At 50.0% G+C, this 17,934-nt stretch carries 20 protein-coding genes; 8 read left to right on the forward strand and 12 right to left on the reverse strand.

Features of this window, described 5'->3' with window-relative positions:
• The first annotated feature begins 273 nt into the window (after positions 1-273).
• From KQJ23_RS21555 to KQJ23_RS21570, 4 genes are read left to right on the forward strand one after another with little or no spacing between them, the layout of a single operon-like run.
• Entirely contained in the window at positions 274-1,218 is a 945-nt protein-coding gene (locus tag KQJ23_RS21555; RefSeq protein WP_249529978.1) for a multicopper oxidase domain-containing protein, read from the forward strand.
• 23 nt (positions 1,219-1,241) lie between these two features.
• On the forward strand, positions 1,242-1,796 hold the full coding sequence (locus KQJ23_RS21560) for a DUF2249 domain-containing protein (RefSeq protein WP_216480977.1): 555 nt from the start codon (positions 1,242-1,244) through the stop codon (positions 1,794-1,796).
• 12 nt (positions 1,797-1,808) lie between these two features.
• Complete coding sequence (locus tag KQJ23_RS21565) at positions 1,809-3,053, forward strand: hypothetical protein (RefSeq protein WP_249529979.1); 1,245 nt, start codon at positions 1,809-1,811, stop codon at positions 3,051-3,053.
• A 28-nt stretch (positions 3,054-3,081) separates the two neighbouring features.
• Positions 3,082-3,378: a metal-sulfur cluster assembly factor gene (locus tag KQJ23_RS21570; protein ID WP_044478865.1), complete on the forward strand. Its 297-nt coding sequence runs from the start codon at positions 3,082-3,084 to the stop codon at positions 3,376-3,378.
• Between the two features lie 243 nt (positions 3,379-3,621).
• Here KQJ23_RS21570 and KQJ23_RS21575 read toward each other — a convergent pair whose 3' ends face one another.
• From KQJ23_RS21575 to lepB, 3 genes are all read right to left on the reverse strand, one after another.
• Positions 3,622-4,002 carry a cupredoxin domain-containing protein gene (locus tag KQJ23_RS21575; RefSeq protein WP_249529980.1) on the reverse strand — a complete coding sequence of 127 codons (381 nt, stop codon included), beginning with the start codon at positions 4,000-4,002 and terminating at the stop codon, positions 3,622-3,624.
• Between the two features lie 95 nt (positions 4,003-4,097).
• Positions 4,098-4,334 carry a hypothetical protein gene (locus tag KQJ23_RS21580; RefSeq protein WP_216480978.1) on the reverse strand — a complete coding sequence of 79 codons (237 nt, stop codon included), beginning with the start codon at positions 4,332-4,334 and terminating at the stop codon, positions 4,098-4,100.
• Between the two features lie 51 nt (positions 4,335-4,385).
• Complete coding sequence (gene lepB, locus KQJ23_RS21585) at positions 4,386-4,943, reverse strand: signal peptidase I (RefSeq protein WP_216480979.1); 558 nt, start codon at positions 4,941-4,943, stop codon at positions 4,386-4,388.
• A gap of 201 nt (positions 4,944-5,144) precedes the next feature.
• Here lepB and KQJ23_RS21590 point away from each other — a divergent pair, with 201 nt between their 5' ends.
• On the forward strand, positions 5,145-6,053 hold the full coding sequence (locus tag KQJ23_RS21590) for a LysR family transcriptional regulator (RefSeq protein ID WP_216480980.1): 909 nt from the start codon (positions 5,145-5,147) through the stop codon (positions 6,051-6,053).
• Here the strand turns inward: KQJ23_RS21590 and KQJ23_RS21595 are convergent.
• On the reverse strand, positions 6,044-6,853 hold the full coding sequence (locus KQJ23_RS21595) for a carbon-nitrogen family hydrolase (RefSeq protein WP_216480981.1): 810 nt from the start codon (positions 6,851-6,853) through the stop codon (positions 6,044-6,046). The two genes, KQJ23_RS21590 and KQJ23_RS21595, sit on opposite strands and share 10 nt — an antisense overlap.
• 453 nt (positions 6,854-7,306) lie before the next feature.
• Here KQJ23_RS21595 and proB point away from each other — a divergent pair, with 453 nt between their 5' ends.
• From proB to proC, 3 genes are read left to right on the forward strand one after another with little or no spacing between them, the layout of a single operon-like run.
• Positions 7,307-8,413: a glutamate 5-kinase gene (proB, locus tag KQJ23_RS21600; protein ID WP_216480982.1), complete on the forward strand. Its 1,107-nt coding sequence runs from the start codon at positions 7,307-7,309 to the stop codon at positions 8,411-8,413.
• Between the two features lie 53 nt (positions 8,414-8,466).
• Complete coding sequence (locus KQJ23_RS21605) at positions 8,467-9,714, forward strand: glutamate-5-semialdehyde dehydrogenase (RefSeq protein ID WP_216480983.1); 1,248 nt, start codon at positions 8,467-8,469, stop codon at positions 9,712-9,714.
• 19 nt (positions 9,715-9,733) lie between these two features.
• The gene (proC, locus tag KQJ23_RS21610; RefSeq protein WP_216480984.1) at positions 9,734-10,594 is read left to right on the forward strand and encodes a pyrroline-5-carboxylate reductase; all 861 of its coding nucleotides are present in this window, start codon (positions 9,734-9,736) and stop codon (positions 10,592-10,594) included.
• A 117-nt stretch (positions 10,595-10,711) separates the two neighbouring features.
• On the opposite strand, the gene KQJ23_RS21615 is transcribed toward proC, so the two are convergent.
• The 8 genes from KQJ23_RS21615 to KQJ23_RS21650 form a co-directional block, all read right to left on the reverse strand.
• Positions 10,712-11,329 (reverse strand): DedA family protein, encoded by a 618-nt coding sequence (locus tag KQJ23_RS21615; RefSeq protein ID WP_216480985.1) that lies wholly within the window; start codon positions 11,327-11,329, stop codon positions 10,712-10,714.
• Between the two features lie 78 nt (positions 11,330-11,407).
• A complete protein-coding gene (locus KQJ23_RS21620; RefSeq protein ID WP_216480986.1) occupies positions 11,408-12,484 on the reverse strand; it encodes a hypothetical protein in 1,077 nt (358 codons plus the stop codon).
• On the reverse strand, positions 12,481-12,942 hold the full coding sequence (locus tag KQJ23_RS21625; protein WP_216480987.1) for an anti-sigma factor: 462 nt from the start codon (positions 12,940-12,942) through the stop codon (positions 12,481-12,483). The genes KQJ23_RS21620 and KQJ23_RS21625 overlap by 4 nt, the downstream gene beginning before the upstream one ends.
• Positions 12,939-13,514, reverse strand: coding sequence for an RNA polymerase sigma factor (locus tag KQJ23_RS21630; RefSeq protein ID WP_249529981.1), 576 nt, complete (start codon positions 13,512-13,514; stop codon positions 12,939-12,941). The genes KQJ23_RS21625 and KQJ23_RS21630 overlap by 4 nt, the downstream gene beginning before the upstream one ends.
• A 177-nt stretch (positions 13,515-13,691) precedes the next feature.
• Complete coding sequence (locus KQJ23_RS21635) at positions 13,692-14,399, reverse strand: DnaD domain-containing protein (protein WP_216480989.1); 708 nt, start codon at positions 14,397-14,399, stop codon at positions 13,692-13,694.
• A 12-nt stretch (positions 14,400-14,411) separates the two neighbouring features.
• Positions 14,412-15,707, reverse strand: a complete 1,296-nt coding sequence (asnS, locus tag KQJ23_RS21640; RefSeq protein ID WP_216480990.1) for an asparagine--tRNA ligase — start codon at positions 15,705-15,707, stop codon at positions 14,412-14,414.
• A gap of 40 nt (positions 15,708-15,747) precedes the next feature.
• Complete coding sequence (locus KQJ23_RS21645) at positions 15,748-16,953, reverse strand: acetate/propionate family kinase (RefSeq protein ID WP_216480991.1); 1,206 nt, start codon at positions 16,951-16,953, stop codon at positions 15,748-15,750.
• Positions 16,950-17,822, reverse strand: coding sequence for a 3-hydroxyacyl-CoA dehydrogenase family protein (locus tag KQJ23_RS21650; protein WP_216480992.1), 873 nt, complete (start codon positions 17,820-17,822; stop codon positions 16,950-16,952). The genes KQJ23_RS21645 and KQJ23_RS21650 overlap by 4 nt, the downstream gene beginning before the upstream one ends.
• Between the last annotated feature and the right edge of the window lie 112 nt (positions 17,823-17,934).

Raw genomic sequence — 17,934 nt, forward strand, 5'->3', positions numbered from 1 at the left:
ATAACTATAGCTTTGATAGGATTGCCCTATAAGATGGTGTTCAGGACGTCATCATGAAACAACAGTTTATCGGGGCAGATTGAGCGAGCTAAGGATTCTCGGCGAGTCAATCAAGGAATGTGTGGCGAAAATAAGAACGTATTTAAGAATGTGCTTCCAGTCACAAAAGCTCTGTGAAAAAAATCATATGCTCATTTCAGAATTCCATTGCGTTAAGAGGTGCTGCGAACGATGAAGAAATACGCAAAGCCCGCTTTCTTAATTATATCTTGCATGATTGTTGTTTTCGCCGTTTGGAGTTCCTCATCCCCCGTTGAGCAGGAATCAACGGCTGAAGAGCCGGAGATTCAACACATGAATCAACCGCCGGTTGAACCGGTGATCCAGCGCGAAGGACATATCGTCAGCATCGAAATGACCGCCCAGGTCACGGATGTAGAAATATCGGAAGGCGTATTCTATAATGCCTGGACCTTTAACGGAACCGTACCGGGTCCCGTCATCCGGGTGAAAGAAGGAGACACACTCAACTTTACATTGAAAAACATGGATCCGGACATGCCGCACTCCATGGATTTTCACGCCGTCCATGCCGCGCCGAGCAAAAAGTTTATCGACGTTATGCCGACGGAGCAAGGCACCTTCACCTATCCGGCTTCAACGCCAGGCGTATTTATGTATCACTGCGGTACGAGTCCTGTCTTGCTGCATGTAGCCAACGGGATGTACGGCACAATTATCGTGGAGCCGAAAAACGGTTATCCTTCTGATTCCTTGGTAGACCGGGAATATACGATCGTCCAGAGCGAATGGTACAGAGAACACGACGAGGAAGCTTTTTTGGATGAAAATCCCGAATACGTCGTATTTAATGGCGACGACTTTACGTTGAAGCAACATCCGCTGCTCGCTAAAGTCGGAGATACGGTTCGTCTTTACGTCACGAATGTCGGGCCGAACGAAGTCTCTTCCTTCCACGTCGTGGGTACTACCATGGATCAGGTATACCTTGACGGTAATCCGAAAAACGTACTTTACGGCATGCAAACGGTCCTCCTTCCTTCCGGCGGGGCGGCAGTCGTTGAGGTCACCTTGACCGAAGAAGGAGATTATCCGATTTTGACGCATCAGCTTAACGACGCTTCCAAGGGAGCGATCGCTATTTTAAGAGTAACAAAAGATGGCCAAGACAATCACGAGCCGACAATGAATCATTAACTCAAAACAAGAGGTGAGTTCAAGTGGATAAGCAAAATGCCAAAATTGTTGAACTGGACGTAAGAGAACAGCTTCGCAACAAGCTGGAGCCTTTTCAGCTTATTATGGATACCGTGAAAACACTCGGTCAGGATGATATTTTCGTGCTGCATGCTACCTTTAAGCCAACACCGTTGCTCGGCTTTCTGAAGATGAAGGGATATGTCTCCAAGTGTGTACAGCAAGATAAAGAACACTGGATCACTACATTTGTTAACAAAAAGAATAAGCAGTGGCTGGAGGATTCTGATGATGACACCGGCGCAAAGTCTGCCTCAGCGAATCGGGAACGGAGTCGGAGTGCTTCAGATAGCGACGGTCCGAAAGTGATCGAGCTGGATAACCGCGGCCTGGAACCGCCGCAGCCAATGGTTCGCACGCTTGCCGCGCTTGACCGCTCCCGTCCGGGAGACGTGGTGAAGATTCACAATGACCGCGTACCCGTATTTTTGATCGAGGAACTGAACACCTTGGGATGCTCCTTTACCGTGGAGGATCAGCCGGACGGATCGGCAAAAGTAACTATTACAAAAGCTTAGGGGGAATTAGCCTTGAATGCTTCGATATCCCGTCTCCCCTTTCTATTTATATTGACCGGAATCTTTGGCTTCATCCTGTTTCATGTTACATCGATCATGTCGCTTACCGGGTGGATTGGCAAGGGAATTCGAGGACCGACTGGATGGTTCCATGTTCATCTGTTCGTCCTGGGATGGGCGACGATGCTGGCGATGGGGGCCATTTATCAGCTGATTAATGTGATTCTACAATCGAAGATATACAGCGAGCGGCTTGGCTACGCCCACTATTTCCTGTTTACATTCGGGCTGTTCGGGCTCCTGTTTGGCTTCATTCAAGGGGAAATCGCATGGATCGCCGGGTTTGCCACCCTTGCCTTTGCAGGCATTGTTGCTTTTGTATGGAATATGGCGATGACCTTGCTGAGTGCAGGCAAGTGGGATCCCATTACGATCAGCACTGCATGTGCCGTGTTCTATCTGTTATTAACCGGAATTAGCGGCATGTCTATGGGCATTGACTTTGGCACCGGATTTTTGGGCGAGGCGCATGAAAACTTTTTCCGGGCCCATATCTTCCTCGGAACTTTGGGATGGTTCGGCTTGCTGATTACCGGATTCAGTTACAAATTGCTGCCCATGTTTTATCTGTCCCATGATTATGATACGCGTCTTCAGTATGTCACTTTGATCTTGTGGAATGCCGGCGTGGTTACTGGAGCGGTGTCTCTCCTGTTCGGCACAAGTCTATGGGTAACCTGCGGTGCCCTGGCGCTCATCGTGCTGGCACTGATCAGCTACAACATTCATCTCCTGCAAATCCGGAGCAAGCGGCATAAACGAACGCCCGGTGCAGGCATTGCCTGGACCATTTATGGAAATCAATTGTTTGCTGTATTTGCCCTGGCACTGCTAATCAAATTGCTCGGATCGCCGGAGCAGCTGATGACGACCAAAATGATGCTGATGATCGGCTGGTTTTATTTGAACTGCTGGGTGTCCTTCATGGTCCTGTGCTATGCTTCCAAAATCGTACCGTTCCTGTGGTGGACCCATAAATATGGAAAATTGGTAGGCAAACCGGGAACTCCGGTCATGGCCGATCTATTGAACGACCGGAAAGCAAATCTGGGTTTGATACTGATTGCTTGCTCGAACCTGGCCGTCCTTGCCGGAATCGGATTGGATTCACCGGTCATGATCGCAATCTGCGGCACGGTTTTCTCACTGGTGTCGCTGGCATATATATCGCTAATTGCCCTTGTCTTTTCCCGATAATTATTAATCCTATTGGAGGTTGAATTACATGGATCGCACACAGTTTATTCGTGAGTTGCTGAAGGATGTTTACGACCCTGAGCTTGGCGTAAATATCGTCGATCTGGGACTCGTATTCGATATCCGGGACCAAGGAGATTCCGTCTATGTCCAAATGACGCTGACGACGCCAGGGTGCCCGATGCACGACACCATTGTCGGCGGCGTACGGCGTGTGCTGGAGGATAACCTCGGTATTTCCGAGGTGGAGGTGGAGCTCGTCTGGGAGCCGCGCTGGTCACCGCATATGATGTCCGAAGATGCCAAGCGGGAGCTGGGCTTTTGAAGAGGTGTTCAAAAAGTCAGCTTTTGATCACGAAGGTAATACAGAAGCATATTCGGCATCGAATCTTGAATTCAGTCAGGCTTTCCGGTGCTCACGTAGGTTTTGCTCCGCTCCTCAAACCCGACTTCATCTAACCTTCTGGATGCTGAAAATCCGACTCTTTTAACTCGCATTTGAATAGGAAAAAGCGTGAGTGATGAAGGAATTTGAGCCTTCGTTACTCACGCTTTTCAATATATTCATTTACTTCACAATAAACTTACCTGTCATGTTCTCATGATTCTTCCCGCAGGAGACGTTGCAGGAAAAATCGAACTCCCCCGCCTTGTCCGCCACAAAAGTGATTGTCTTTCCGCCTCTGACTTCCTTGTTATAACCCTTGATTTTCAGGGAATGCATCCCCTGTTCATTTTTGAGCGTAATTTTGACGGTGTCGCCCATCTTTACTTTAATCTCCTGTATATCGTAACCGCTGCTTCGGGCATGGACGGTAAATTCTTTGACCGGACCTCCGTTCAAATTGGCGCTTGCGGCAGGATCCTCGATTTTTCCGCAAGCGGATAAAATCAGTATTGCGGCCAATGCAAGGCACCCCATCCATGCGGTTCTCTTCAGCTGCGCCATAAGCCTGCTCCCCCTTGTGTGACTGTATTACTTTCATTGTAGGATGAGGAGTAGCCGGGCATCGTGATTCCAGTCACAAAGGCAAAGAACCGTATCTATGGCTTCCATTTATGTCCGCAATCTCTGCAGCGGTTCACTCGCGGCATCATAAAGCTGAACATCGAAATAATAATGACGATAAAGCCGGCAATGAGGAGCGGCCAATAGATCATCAAGCCTATCCACATCAGAACTCCGCCAAGTCCGAAAAACAATAAGAAATAGAACCTTTTGCCCCGGGTAATTACATTTTTAGATTTACAGGAAGGGCATGTCTGCCAAGAATCAACCATTCTCTTCTCTCCTCAAGCCTATAACTGGATACATTTCGCATAAAGCTTACATTAGTTTTTAGTATAAATACCCATGATATGGTTTTTCGGGATAGGCCCGATAACCCGGCTGTCACTGCTATGATTGCGGTTATCGCCCAGGACGAAAATGTGGTCCTCTGGAATCTCCCAACTCTGATCCACACCGGTATCTACCATCTGTTCCTTGATATAAGGCTCGACGAGCTTTTCTCCATTACGATATACGCTTCCGTCCTTGATCTCAATCCGGTCACCCGCAAGGCCAATCACACGCTTGACGTAAAAGATTTCATTATCCGAGGTTCCCGAGACAATCCGGATCAGCGGATGCTCCTTGAGATCATCCATCAGCGTCCGATCGCGGTCCACACGGCTATCTATGATGACTACATCCTCATAGTCAGGCAACTGGTCCAGCGTATGACGAATCTTCCAAGCGTATATCCGCTGATTATCATTTAACGTCGGCTCCATGGAATGTCCATCTACTTTGTAAGGCTGAATAACAAAAATGCCGATGATCAGACTGAGCAGGAAACCGATTCCTACGGCCAATCCCCAGCCCTGTATCTCTTTCCATATTTTCATTAAAATAATTCCCTCCATTAGAGCTTAAGTCTAGTCGCCCCATTCTTCTATCCGCATGTACCTATTATACATAGAACAAGCGGTCAATCACAAACATGTTCTGTCCGACTCTAATTCATGATATTATCCTATATAGGAAAACCTGTTAATAGGAAAAACCTATTATTCAAATTTACAACGGAAGATCGGGGGTATCCATTCGTGGAATTAAGACAACTTCAATATACGCTTCAGATTGCCGAGGAACGTAATTTTTCCCGTGCGGCCGAGAAGCTTCATATCGCCCAGCCCTCATTGAGCCAGCAGCTTTCGAAGCTGGAGCAAGAGCTTGGGGTCAAGCTGTTCCAGCGGAATACCAGCACGGTGGAACTGACTTATGCTGGAGCAAGCTTTATTGAGCATGCAAGAAAAATTATGGATGCCGTGGAGCAGCTCCGCCAAGAAATGGACGATATATCCCAGCTTCGGGCCGGCAGGGTTGTAATAGGAAGTATGCCGATTACAGGCTCGCACTTGCTGCCCTACGTTTTACCTGCCTTTAAGGAGTCCTATCCGGATATTCAGGTTACCTTGCTGGAAGATACCTCATTGAATTTGGAGAAGCTGACTGCCGGCGGCGGAACGGATCTTAGCCTGCTCTCTTTGCCATTGATCGAATCCTCGCTGGATTACGAGCCGATAGGTGAAGAAATGATTGATCTCGCCGTCCCTCCGCACCATGCCCTGGCCTCGACTTCATACAGCCCAGAGGGCGTATCCTTGTCGGCCTTGAAGAATGAACCATTCATTGTGCTGAAAAAAGGACAGGGCTTCCGCAAGCTGTGCATTGATCTGTGCCATGATGCCGGATTTGAGCCGAATATTGTATTCGAAAGCAACAATATCGAGACGGTCCAATCGCTCGTAGCCGCAGGGATGGGAGTAACTCTTGTCCCCCGCTTCATCGCACGCGCCAAGCGAAGCGAGTTGATTCCGGTCTATCTTCCGCTATCCGGACAGCCTAGCCGGACGCTGGTTATTGCTTTTCGTCATGGACGCTATCTGTCCAAGGCTGCAGAAGCATTTATCGACACATTCAAATTCATACTGACCCAGCGAAATCAGTCGTAATATTGAGGCTGCCGGTCACTGAACACCGGGATGCGGCTCCTTACCTCATGGACAAGCGAGAGGTCAATCACGCCGCTTACAATCTCTTCTTCCTCCCCGCCTTCTGCGATAATCTCTCCCCAAGGATCAATAATCAGCGAATGGCCGCAGAAGGCTTGGGAGCCTGAGTCGCCGACCCGGTTGCAGGCCGCAACGTACATTTGATTCTCGATGGCCCGGGCAATCAGGAGCGAGCGCCAATGGTTCAGGCGGGGATGCGGCCACTGTGCCGGGACAAACATGGTGTGAACGCCTTGCAGCGCAAGCGAGCGCGATAGCTCCGGAAAGCGGATATCGTAGCAGATTGCCCCGCCGCAGGAGAGTCCCTCCAGCTCGAAACGTCCTAGTGCCTTACCCTGCTCCAGATACTTATCTTCTTCCATCAGGCGAAACAGATGGATTTTCGAGTAGGAGGCAATCTCCTCTCCCTTGCGGTTATATGCATACATCGTATTGTACAGCTTCCCGTTTCTCTGCTCCGCGATCGATCCCGCCACAATCTGAACTTGATGCCGTGCAGCCAGCTCTGACATTCTCCGGCGGATCCCGCACCTCTCATCACGTTCCGCAAGGGCTGTCAGCCGATCCATCGCATATCCTGTATTCCACATTTCGGGAAGGACGATGATATCCGGCTTCTCTGGCGCTTCAGCCGCTGATTGAAGCATTTCCGTTAATTTCCGTTCATTTATCGCAGGCTCGCCAAGCTCGATATCACACTGGATCAGACTAATTCGCCGATAGCGCATACGCTTATCCATAAGTCTTTCCCCCTTACGACCCTTTTTCTATATCTTAGCTAGATAAACTTCCGACAAGCAAGAAAAATCGCTAGTACTTACCGTTGTTTTCGGATTTATGCTTTGCATTGACCAATCTTGCGTGGTATTCTATCAGTAATTCATTAAGGTTGCGAATGAGTATATATGCAAGCAAACGTAATGACGGGACCAGTAGAAGCCCGACAGCGGCCCCAGAGAGCAGATTCCGTTGGCTGTGAGAATCCGCATACCGCTAAGCTTTGAACCCTATCCCCGAACGGCCGTTGTAACAAGACGGACAGTGCCCCTGTTATCGGGTTAACCAAGTCGGATGAGTTCTCTCATCAATAAAGGTGGTACCGCGGAAGCTAAACTTTCGTCCTTTGCATACCAAAGGCGGAGGTTTTTTTGTTTTTATCAGAATTAGGTTTGTGTCCTGAAGGAGTGGTCTTCATGCAACATCGCATTGTAATCAAAATAGGAAGCAGCTCGCTCACAACGACGGAGGGCGGCTTGAACCGGGAAGCAGTAAGCTTCTTTGCTTCCGAGCTTGCCGATCTAAGGAAAGCCGGGTACCAGATCGTGCTCGTCACCTCCGGCGCGGTTGCTGCCGGATTCCGGGAAATCGGGTACCAGGAGCGGCCCAAGCTGCTTCACGAGAAGCAGGCCGCAGCCGCTGTAGGCCAAGCCTTGCTGATGCAAACCTACCGTGAAGCGCTGGTTCAGCATGGTATCTCTGCCGCCCAGGTACTGCTCACCCGTTCAGATTTTCAGAACCGGAAGCGGATGGGCAACGCCAGCATGGCGCTTGAGGAACTTCTTGGCCGGGGCATTCTTCCCATCATTAACGAGAATGATACGGTATCGGTGGATGAGCTGAAGTTCGGAGACAACGATACCCTAAGCGCGCTCGTCGGCAATTTGATCAAGGCGGATCAGTTGCTGATTCTTACAGATATGGACGGACTATACACGAAAGACCCACGGCATGATCCTCACGCCGAACGGATCAGCAAGGTCACGGAAATTACCGAAGAGATCATGGGTGTTGCCGGAGGAGCAGGCTCCTCTGTGGGCACCGGCGGAATGCGCTCCAAGATTGAAGCTGCCAAGATTGCTTCCCGCGGGGGTGTGGTCGTCTTTATCGGCAAAGCAGATACTGCCGGCGACTTGCTTGCCGGCGCCCAAGGCCGTGGACGCGGGACCTATTTTGACACCCGCAATGCCGCCTTGCCGCGTAAGAAGCAATGGCTTGGGTTCCTGTCTACTCCGCTGGGCAGCTTAACTGTCGATGACGGCGCTGAAGAAGCGATTATCCTTCATGGGCGCAGTCTCCTGCCTGTTGGCATTCGCTCCGTACATGGGCATTTTCAAACCGGTGATGTGGTCGAAGTGCAGAACCGGAGCGGTGAGGTGCTAGGACGAGGGATTGTCAACTATGACTCCGATCAGGTTCAGCAAATTATGGGCCTGCCAAGCAGTGAGGTTATGAAGCTGCTTAACGACGTACACAGACTAGAAGTTATTCATCGGGATGAATGGATCTCCCTGAAGCCGTAAGCAAGATAAATTCATTATGATTTTTTGTATATTAAATTTAAGGAGGGTTTTCAATGAGCGAAGTACGAATGAAGGCTGAATTGGCGGGTCAAGCAGCAGCCGCAACGGCGAGATTAACTACAGAACAGAAAAATCAGGCATTATTAGCCGCGGCCGACGCTTTGCTGACGAGAAGTGATGAAATTTTACGTGCGAACGAAGAGGATTTGGAGCGCGGCAGAGTAAACGGAACATCGGATTCCCTGCTGGATCGATTGAAATTAACTACTGAGCGCATTGGCGGCATTGCCGAAGGACTTCGGCAAATTGTGGAGCTTCCCGATCCGGTCGGAGATGTGCTGGAGACCATTGACCGTCCGAACGGACTTCATATCGTAAAACGCCGCGTTCCTCTCGGAGTTATCGGCATCATCTATGAAGCTCGGCCAAATGTAACCGTGGATGCCGCCGGGCTGTGCCTGAAGACCGGTAATGCCGTGGTTCTTCGCGGCGGCTCCTCCGCACTTTCCTCAAACCGGGCGATTGTCAAAGTGATTCACGAAGCCCTTGCTAAAACCGCACTGCCTGTAGATGCTATCCAATTGATCGAGGACCCGAACCGCTCTTCAGTGGACGAAATGCTGAAGCTAAACGGATTGCTTGATGTCCTCATTCCGCGCGGAGGCAGCTCCCTGATCCAGAATGTCGTCCAAAACGCTACTGTTCCGGTCATTGAGACGGGAGCGGGAATTTGCCATACTTATCTGGATGAGACAGCCAAGCCTGAGATGGCCGCTGCCATCGCGTTGAACGCCAAGGTTCAGCGTCCATCCGTCTGCAATGCAATGGAGACACTGCTAGTGCATGAGGCTTATGCCAAGGCGTACCTCTCCCAACTTGCATCCCAATTCAAGGAAGCAGGTGTAGAGCTGCGCGGGTGTGAAGAGACCCGAGAGCTGATTCCTTGGGCATCGCCTGCAACCGACGATGACTTTGCGACGGAGTATAACGATTATATCTTGAACGTGAAAATAGTCCATAACATGGACGAAGCATTAGCGCATATCGCACGCTTCGGTACGAAGCATTCAGAGTGCATTGTGACGGAAAATGAGGAGCATGCGGTCCGCTTCCAACAAGAAATTGATGCCGCTGCCGTATATCATAATGCTTCTACCCGCTTCACGGATGGCTTTGAATTCGGATTCGGAGCTGAAATCGGCATTAGCACACAGAAGCTGCATGCCCGGGGACCAATGGGTCTCCCTGCTCTCACTTCCAGCAAATATATTATTCACGGCAACGGTCAAATCCGCAGTTAACCTCAGGAGGAGAAGAAGCATGAACGACAATCGGTTCTATGAAACTGAAAAAATATGTTTTTCCGGAGCAGGCTCCATGGCAGAGTCCATCGTTCGCGGATTGATCCATAAAGGAGTAGCCCAGCCAGCTCAAATTATCATGCATAATCGCAGCAATCAGGAAAGACTTGAATACTTGTCCGGTGAATACGGTGTTCGTACAGCTTCACAGGATGCAGAGAAGGATAAGGATCTTCAGGAAGCTTCGGTAATCGTGCTCGCCATGAAGCCGAAAGATGCTGCAGAAGCATTAAAAGCGCTTGGAATGAAGCTAAACGGCAATCCGCTGATCGTGTCCGTCATCGCCGGTTTATCGATATCGACGATACAAGCGCTGCTCGGCAGAGCCCTGCCGATCGCAAGAACAATGCCTAATACCTCCTCCTCCATCGGACTCGGCGCCACCGGTATATCACTCTCCGCCGAGGTCAACGCGGAACAGCGGCAAACCGTCATGAGCATGTTCGAGGCGGTAGGACAGGTCAGTGTGATTCCCGAAGATCAAATGGAAATATTGACGGGCGTGTCCGGCAGTGGACCTGCGTACATTTATTACATGATGGAAGCCATGATTGCCGCAGGCATCGAAGGCGGATTGACTGCGGAGCATGCCCGTGAACTGACCGTGCAGACCGTTCTTGGAGCTGCGGTCATGATGAAAGAAACGGGTGAAGATCCGGCGAAGCTAAGGAAGGATATCACTTCCCCTAATGGTTCTACCCAGGCGGCCCTCGAGGTGCTAGATGCCCACCGCTTCACCGATGGCGTGAAGGCGGCGGTTCATCGCTGTGCCGAGCGCTCCCGTGAGATGGGCGAAGCGGTGAAAGCGGCTTTGTCGTGATTTCTCTATAAGTAGACGAGGGAGATAAATAACGAAAATCCATATCGTATTCCTAATTAAAAAGGCTGTGTCTTCAATAGATTTTCATCTATTGGCGACACAGCTTCTTTTTTAATTCTATTCCTGCTCCGGCTTTCTTCGCGACCGCAGGAACCAAATGACCGCAGCCAATCCGATGACTGCAATCAGCGCGTACGCAATATTTGAATACACATCCATAAATTCAACGATACTTTCCCAGTTTCCGCCGACTGCGGCGCCTACGGATACTAGAATCGTATTCCAGATGGCGGTTCCGATTGTCGTAAACAGCAGAAACAAACCGAATTTCATCTTCGACATCCCCGCCGGGATCGAAATGAGACTGCGAATGAGCGGGATCATTCGGCAGAAGAGCACCGTCCAGTAGCCGTAACGGTCAAACCAGGCGTCGGCGCGGCGGACATCTTCCTTTTTCAGCCGAAGGTATTTGCCATACTTGCCAATCCACTGCTCGAGCCGATCCACATTGACCAGGTAACCGACACCGTACAAAATAATTGCCCCGAGAATCGAACCAATTGTTGCTACCGCAATTACGCCGACTACAGTCAGGTTGGTGTAAGTGGTCATAAACCCGCCAAATGTCAAAATGACCTCGGACGGAATCGGGGGAAACACATTTTCAACTGCGATCAAGAGCAGGATTCCCCAATAGCCAAATTGCTCCATCATGTTCGTAATCCAGTTCTCCACTTGCTCCTCCAATGTTTATATGATTTGGTATCAGAAACATTATAACAGACTCAGAGGTTCACTTTCTATTTTGCTATATTACATCGCCCGGTCAGAGCGTGTCCGGTTCATCAGCATAATTCCCCCGCCGATCAGCATCACGGCAATCAGAACCGGACGCAAATATTGGGACAGTACGTATTGAATATGAAAATCCGGAAGTATGCGATCGATCATAGGGACAATAAACTCGGTTCCCACATAGTACACGCCCAGTAAAACGAGGATCACACCCAGCCAGTGCTGACTCATACCCCGCCACTTAACCAGAGGGATATCCTCCATCGGCAAAATGCCATAGCGGCTCGTCTGCTGTAGTCCGTCAAAAAAGCTAAAACACCAAATGACAGGCAGCAGGAACAAAAATGCAGGAATGCGCAGGACATCGATCAAATAGAAGCTGCCTATGAACAGGATCATCATTTGAAGCCCGCGCTTCTGCAGGCCGAGGTACATTTGCCCCGCCCCAGGAAAGGCAGATAGTAGAGTTGCCAACACCTTGCTGCGACGGCCTTCGATCCGGCCGCTCTCCCATTCGTCCAGCAAAGAGCGGTCCATCAGCGGTTCCCCAGCCTGTTTGCGGTGAATAAGCTGTGCGGCATCAAACATGCAATACAACCAAATAATCGGGATCAGGCCCAGGAAGAGCAGGAATACCGGCTCACTCGTAATACCTGTAATTACGACGGTCATCGTGATTAACCCGAAGAATAAGATCAGGAAATTCAATCCGCGCTGCATCAACCCGAGCTGAAAGTGGCCCAGTCCAGGAATAAAAGAGAGCAGCAACGTAAAGAACCGCTCCTGGCTTGCTTCCACCGGTCCTTGCAGAGCAGGATCACCATACATTCTCTGCTCCATCCTTCTCTCATCTCTCAGCATTACGATAATCAAATCCAGCATTGAAATGCACCACAGAATGACTCCCATGATAAATGCTGCCAGAAAGAGCTCCTCTTCACTAGCAATCATCGCCCCAATGGCACCGAGAAACAAGCCGCCAAAAAAGAAAAACGGGTACAAAAATGCTCTGATTTTCCTTCCCCAATAAAAATGCCCCAGTCCAGGGATGAAATTGAGCAGCAAAGCAAGCATCTTACTGCGCGGATAAGTCATTGACGATCCTTCCCTTCATTCATGAAATCATCCATCCAGGTCCCTGCACGCTCCATCCATTTACTGCTGATTGACCTGCCGGGCTCTGAAGTCCCTGTAGTGGCACCAACGCCGGACGTAATTTGATCAAATACGCCGCCTCCCAGAAGCAAAATTGTAGCCGCAGCTGCAATTCCATAATTGATCCATTGCCGTCTTGAATCGGGATGAGCCCTTGTTCCCTGATGTCCTTGCAAGCCGGTGTCCGGCAAACACTGAAGGACCCCTGAGGCGAACCCTGCCTCATCATGGATGGACGGCAATTCCTCCTCCAATGACGTGAGTGCTTCAAAATACTTTGCAAATACGGCATCATCCCGTTCAAGCAGGTTCTCCAGCTTCATCGTTAATTCTGGTGATAATTCACCGCGTATATATTTCACCCACAGCTCATTTTCATGTTCAGCCGAATGTGTCATTGCCAATCCTCCTCCTTCCAATGCTTGCGAATCCAGGCCCTGGCCCGGTACAATCTTGATTCAATCGTCTTCGGCGCTTGACCTAATTCAGCCGCAATACTATCATTGCTTTTTCCCTCCAGATAAAAAGAGGTCACTACTTGACGGTGCGAAGGCGGCAGGTCGGTAATTCGCTGCTTAAGCTCCATGCTGCGCTCCTTGCGGACCAGTCTCCGTACAAAGTCCTCTTCCCGATCCGGTAAACTGTCGGCAACCTGGGCAGGGTCCCAGTGTTCCTCCTGCCTTCGATTCTTTTTTCGTTTCATATCAATCGCCTTATTCACAGCAATCCGGCTCAGCCATGTCTTGAACCCGGATGATCGATAGTCAGGGAGAGATTTGAATGCCTGAAGGAAGGTCTCCTGTGCTGCGTCCTTGGCATCCTGCTCATCATGCAACACGGAATAAGCAGCTCTATAGACAAGCGGACTATACTCGCGTACAAAAGCCTCAAAGGCTTCGCGGTCTCCCTTTTTGAGCAGCCTGATAAATTGCTCTGATTCTTCTCCGATCTCTCTCCCCTCCCTCCACAATGATATAGACGTATGAAACAGGACTTCCCCCTGCATAAAAATAAAAAAACATTCCCATCAGACACTTTCAGTCATGAACGGGAATGTTTGTTTTCAAGAAGTCGGCTTTTCAGCACCGGGAAGGTAGCGAGAATCCGAAGAAGGCAGAACGAGTGCAGGTAAACCCTACCTCTCGAATTATCGCCCGCCTGTGCGGAAACGTTGGATATAGGCTTTCGCATCCTCTGCGGTCCGTACCCGGTTGCGGTTCCACTCCAGCAGGATCCGGTCAATATAGCGAAAATGAACCTTACCTGCAAATACCGCTTCCTTTAAGGCAAGACGTATCAGCTCCTCAGGATAGCGATCCTGATCAATCCAGCCCGAGATCGTCTCGCACTCCATAGGAGAAAGCGGTCTGGCAAATTCCGTCTCAAATACGACGAACAGATTCCGTTCCTGATCTTCCAGCTTGCGATGCTCGGAGTCTGTAGCGGGGATTTCTCCAGGAACGGTACGCCATTCTCGGGAATTCCCCTGCTGTACAGCCAATGACTCGGCCAGCCGCTCATACATGCCGGACAGATTATAGCTCTCCGAATGGCGACCGGTTGCTTCATCAGTGAATTGGTCGATACCGATCCAGCCTTCCTTCAGCAGCTTGCGTACTGCCTTCGAGACTTCCCCTGCCGGAAGCAGCAAACGGTGCTCAAGCAGCTCCATGGAAGGGAACTCGTCCTGATCCACCTGCTTGAACGCCAGCAGTTGCAGCAGAAGCATTGCCTCTGTATCGCTGAGTCCAAGACTCCGGTATTGCGTCAGCAAAGGATAAGGGATGTTAACAGTCCCCGCCTTCATGGCAAAGGACACCCCTTTGGTCCAGGCCTTCCAGGCTTCGCTCATCATCGGGTCACCATCTTAAGGATACAGACGATACAGCGTCCGAGGGAACGGAATCGTCTCCCGAACGTGATCCAATCCGCAAATCCAGGCTACGGTCCGCTCGAGCCCAAGGCCAAATCCGGAATGCGGTACCGAGCCGTATTTCCGCAGGTCCATGTACCATTGATAGGTTTCAGCTGACAAATTGTGCTCCTTGAACCGTTCTTCCATCAGCTCCGGATCGTCGATCCGCTGCGAGCCCCCGATAATCTCGCCATAACCTTCAGGCGCGATCATGTCGGCGCACAGAACAACCTCTGGTCGATTCGGGTCCGGCTTCATATAGAAAGCCTTGATGCTAGCCGGATAATGAGTGATGAATACCGGCTTGTCATAGCGTTCAGCGATGGCGGTCTCATGCGGCGCACCAAAGTCTTCGCCCCAAGGAATATCGAAATCCTGACTGTTCAAGAACTCGATGGCCTCGTCATAAGTAATCCGAGGGAACGGAGCCTGGATTTGCTCCAGCTTGGACACATCACGGCCGATGGCCTCCAGCTCAGTACGGCAATTCTTCAGGACGGACTGCACGACATAAGAGATGAATTGCTCCTGAACCCTCAGGCTCTCTTCATGATCAGTGAATGCCATCTCCGGCTCAATCATCCAGAATTCAATCAGGTGACGGCGGGTTTTTGACTTCTCCGCACGGAATGTCGGGCCGAAGGAATAAACCTTACCCAGAGCCATTGCGGCAGCTTCCATGTACAACTGGCCGCTCTGTGTGAGGTATGCATCCTCCTCGAAATATTTCGTATGGAACAAGTTCGTTGTGCCTTCCGCTGAGGTTGGTGTCAAAATCGGCGGATCGACAAGCGTAAATCCGTTCTGATCAAAGAATTGCTGAACCGCACGAATAATCTCCGCACGAATCACCATAATTGCGCGCTGCTTGGAGGAACGCAGCCACAGATGGCGGTGATCCATCAAGAAGTCAACGCCATGCTCCTTCGGGGTGATCGGATAGTTATCGGTCAGATGAAGAATTTCCAGCTCTGTTACCGTCATCTCGTAACCGGACTGGCTGCGAGGCTCCTCGCGGATAATACCGGTAACATACATGGAGGATTCCTGGGTTAAGCTCTTCGCATTGTTCCAGGTATCCTCGGATACCTCGCTCTTGACGACAACGGCCTGAATATAGCCGGTACCGTCCCGAAGCTGAAGGAACTGGATCTTCCCGCTTGAACGTTTATTGTTAAGCCAACTGCCGATTACGACGGTCTCTCCGACGTGCTCGTTAACCTGACGAATCACGGTTTTGTTCGCCATGACTGATCTCTCCTCTTAATACTGTTATCAGTGAATAATATTATTTGTTTTCCTGTACAATCCGGAACGTATCGCGGGCAATCATCAATTCCTCATTCGTAGGAATGACAAGCACGTCCACCTTAGAGTTTGGCGTGGAGATGCGGCGAGGATCGCCGGAGCGCACCTTGTTCAGTTCAGGATCAAGCTCTACGCCGAGATAAGTCAGGTTTTCGCATACTTTCTCGCGGACAACCGCAGAGTTTTCACCAACGCCGGCAGTAAATACGATTACGTCGACGCCATTCATTGCGGCAGCGTAGGACCCGATGTATTTACGCAGGCGGTATTCATACATTTCAAATGCCAGTGTAGCATTTGGTTCGCCGGCTTCCATGCCGTCCGTAATGTCACGCATATCGCTGCTGCTACCGGAAATCGCCAGCAGACCGCTGTGCTTGTTCAGCATGGAGTTCGCTTCGCTGATCGACAGCTCTTCCTTGTTCATGACGAAGGTTACAACTGCCGGATCGAGATCGCCGCTGCGCGTACCCATCATCAGGCCTTCGAGCGGAGTCAAGCCCATCGAAGTATCCACCGATATACCGCCTTGAATCGCAGTCAAGCTGGCACCGTTACCGATGTGACAAGTAATGATCTTCAGTTCTTCAAGCGGGCGCTCGACAACCTCAGCAGCCACCTTACTCACATAATCATGGGAAGTTCCGTGTGCTCCGTAACGCCGTACATGATGCTTCTTATACAGTACCTTAGGAATCGGATACAGATATACCTTCTCTTCCATCGTCTGGTGGAAAGCTGTATCAAAGGCAACCACCTGCGGCACGCCCGGCATATTCTTCTCAGCAGCCGTAATCCCCAAGATGGCAGGCGGATTATGCAATGGTGCCAGGTCAAACAAACGGCGAATTTCCGACTTCACTTCACCGGTAACCAACGCGGAGCCTTTAAAGGCCTCGCCGCCGTGTACGACGCGATGACCAACGGCTTGAATTTCGTCTACGGAATTCAATACACCGCATTCGGGGTCAACCAGCTTATCCAATACTTTACGGATCGCTGTGGTATGCTCAAGAATTTCGCTCACTTCTGTAACGTCTTCCTTGCCGGTAGGCTTGTGAGTCAGAATCGAAGAGTCCATCCCGATCCGTTCTACCAAGCCTTTAGCCAGAACAGATTCATCTGTCATGTCATACAATTGATATTTCAGGGAAGAGCTTCCCGCATTAATGACTAGTAATTTCATATCCGGTCACCATCCTTGTCGTATTTGAAAAAGCCTTCGCCGGTTTTCATACCAAGAAATCCTGCACGGACCATCTTTTTCAGTACGTAAGAAGGACGATATTTCAAATCTCCGAACTCGCGGAACATCCGCTCCAACGCGGCAAGTACGGCGTCCAGACCGAAACGGTCAGCCATTTCAAGCGGTCCGTATTGGAATTGATATCCGATTCTCATCGCATCGTCGATATCCTCAGCGGTAGCAACGCCTTCACCCAGAACATGCAATGCCTCGTTAATCATTACGCAGATAATTCTCGATGTCACAAATCCAGGGGATTCATACACCATAACACCGCGCTTCTCAACAACCTCTTCTACAAATCCCTTTGTTTCTTCGAAAGTTGCATCCGATGTTTTCAACCCACGGATCAGCTCCACAAGATTGATTTTAGCAACAGGATAAATAAAGTGCATGCCGATCACACGCTCAGGATACATTGTCGATCCGGCAATTTCCGTCAAGCTTAGTGTAGAGGTGTTGCTTGCAAGAATAATATTGCTTGGGCAAACCTGATCCAACTGCTTGAATACCTCTTTTTTCGCATCCAAATCCTCCGAAATGGTCTCGATCACCATGTCGCAGGTACCGAGTTCGGCAAAATGTGTCACTTTATGAATTTTGGACAAGATCAATTTCTTCTCCGCATTGGTCAATGCCCATTTCTCAAGCTGCTTGTCAAGACTTGTCTCGATCATGCTATAAGCATAATTGAGCTTTTCACTATTTTCTTCAACCAATAAAACATCGAGCCCCTTGGAAGCCAGCATCTCACTGATTCCTTGGCCCATGGTGCCGCCACCAATTACGCCAATTCTTTTGAAGTTCATACTTCTCTCTCTCCATCCTTTCGTGGTCTCTACACATATTGTACCCTTGATGTCGAATAATACTTCAGACTATACCCAACATATAATAATATCTTAGCATGACGGAAAAGTA

Source organism: Paenibacillus brevis (assembly GCF_018919145.1).
GTDB lineage: Bacteria > Bacillota > Bacilli > Paenibacillales > Paenibacillaceae > Fontibacillus > Fontibacillus brevis.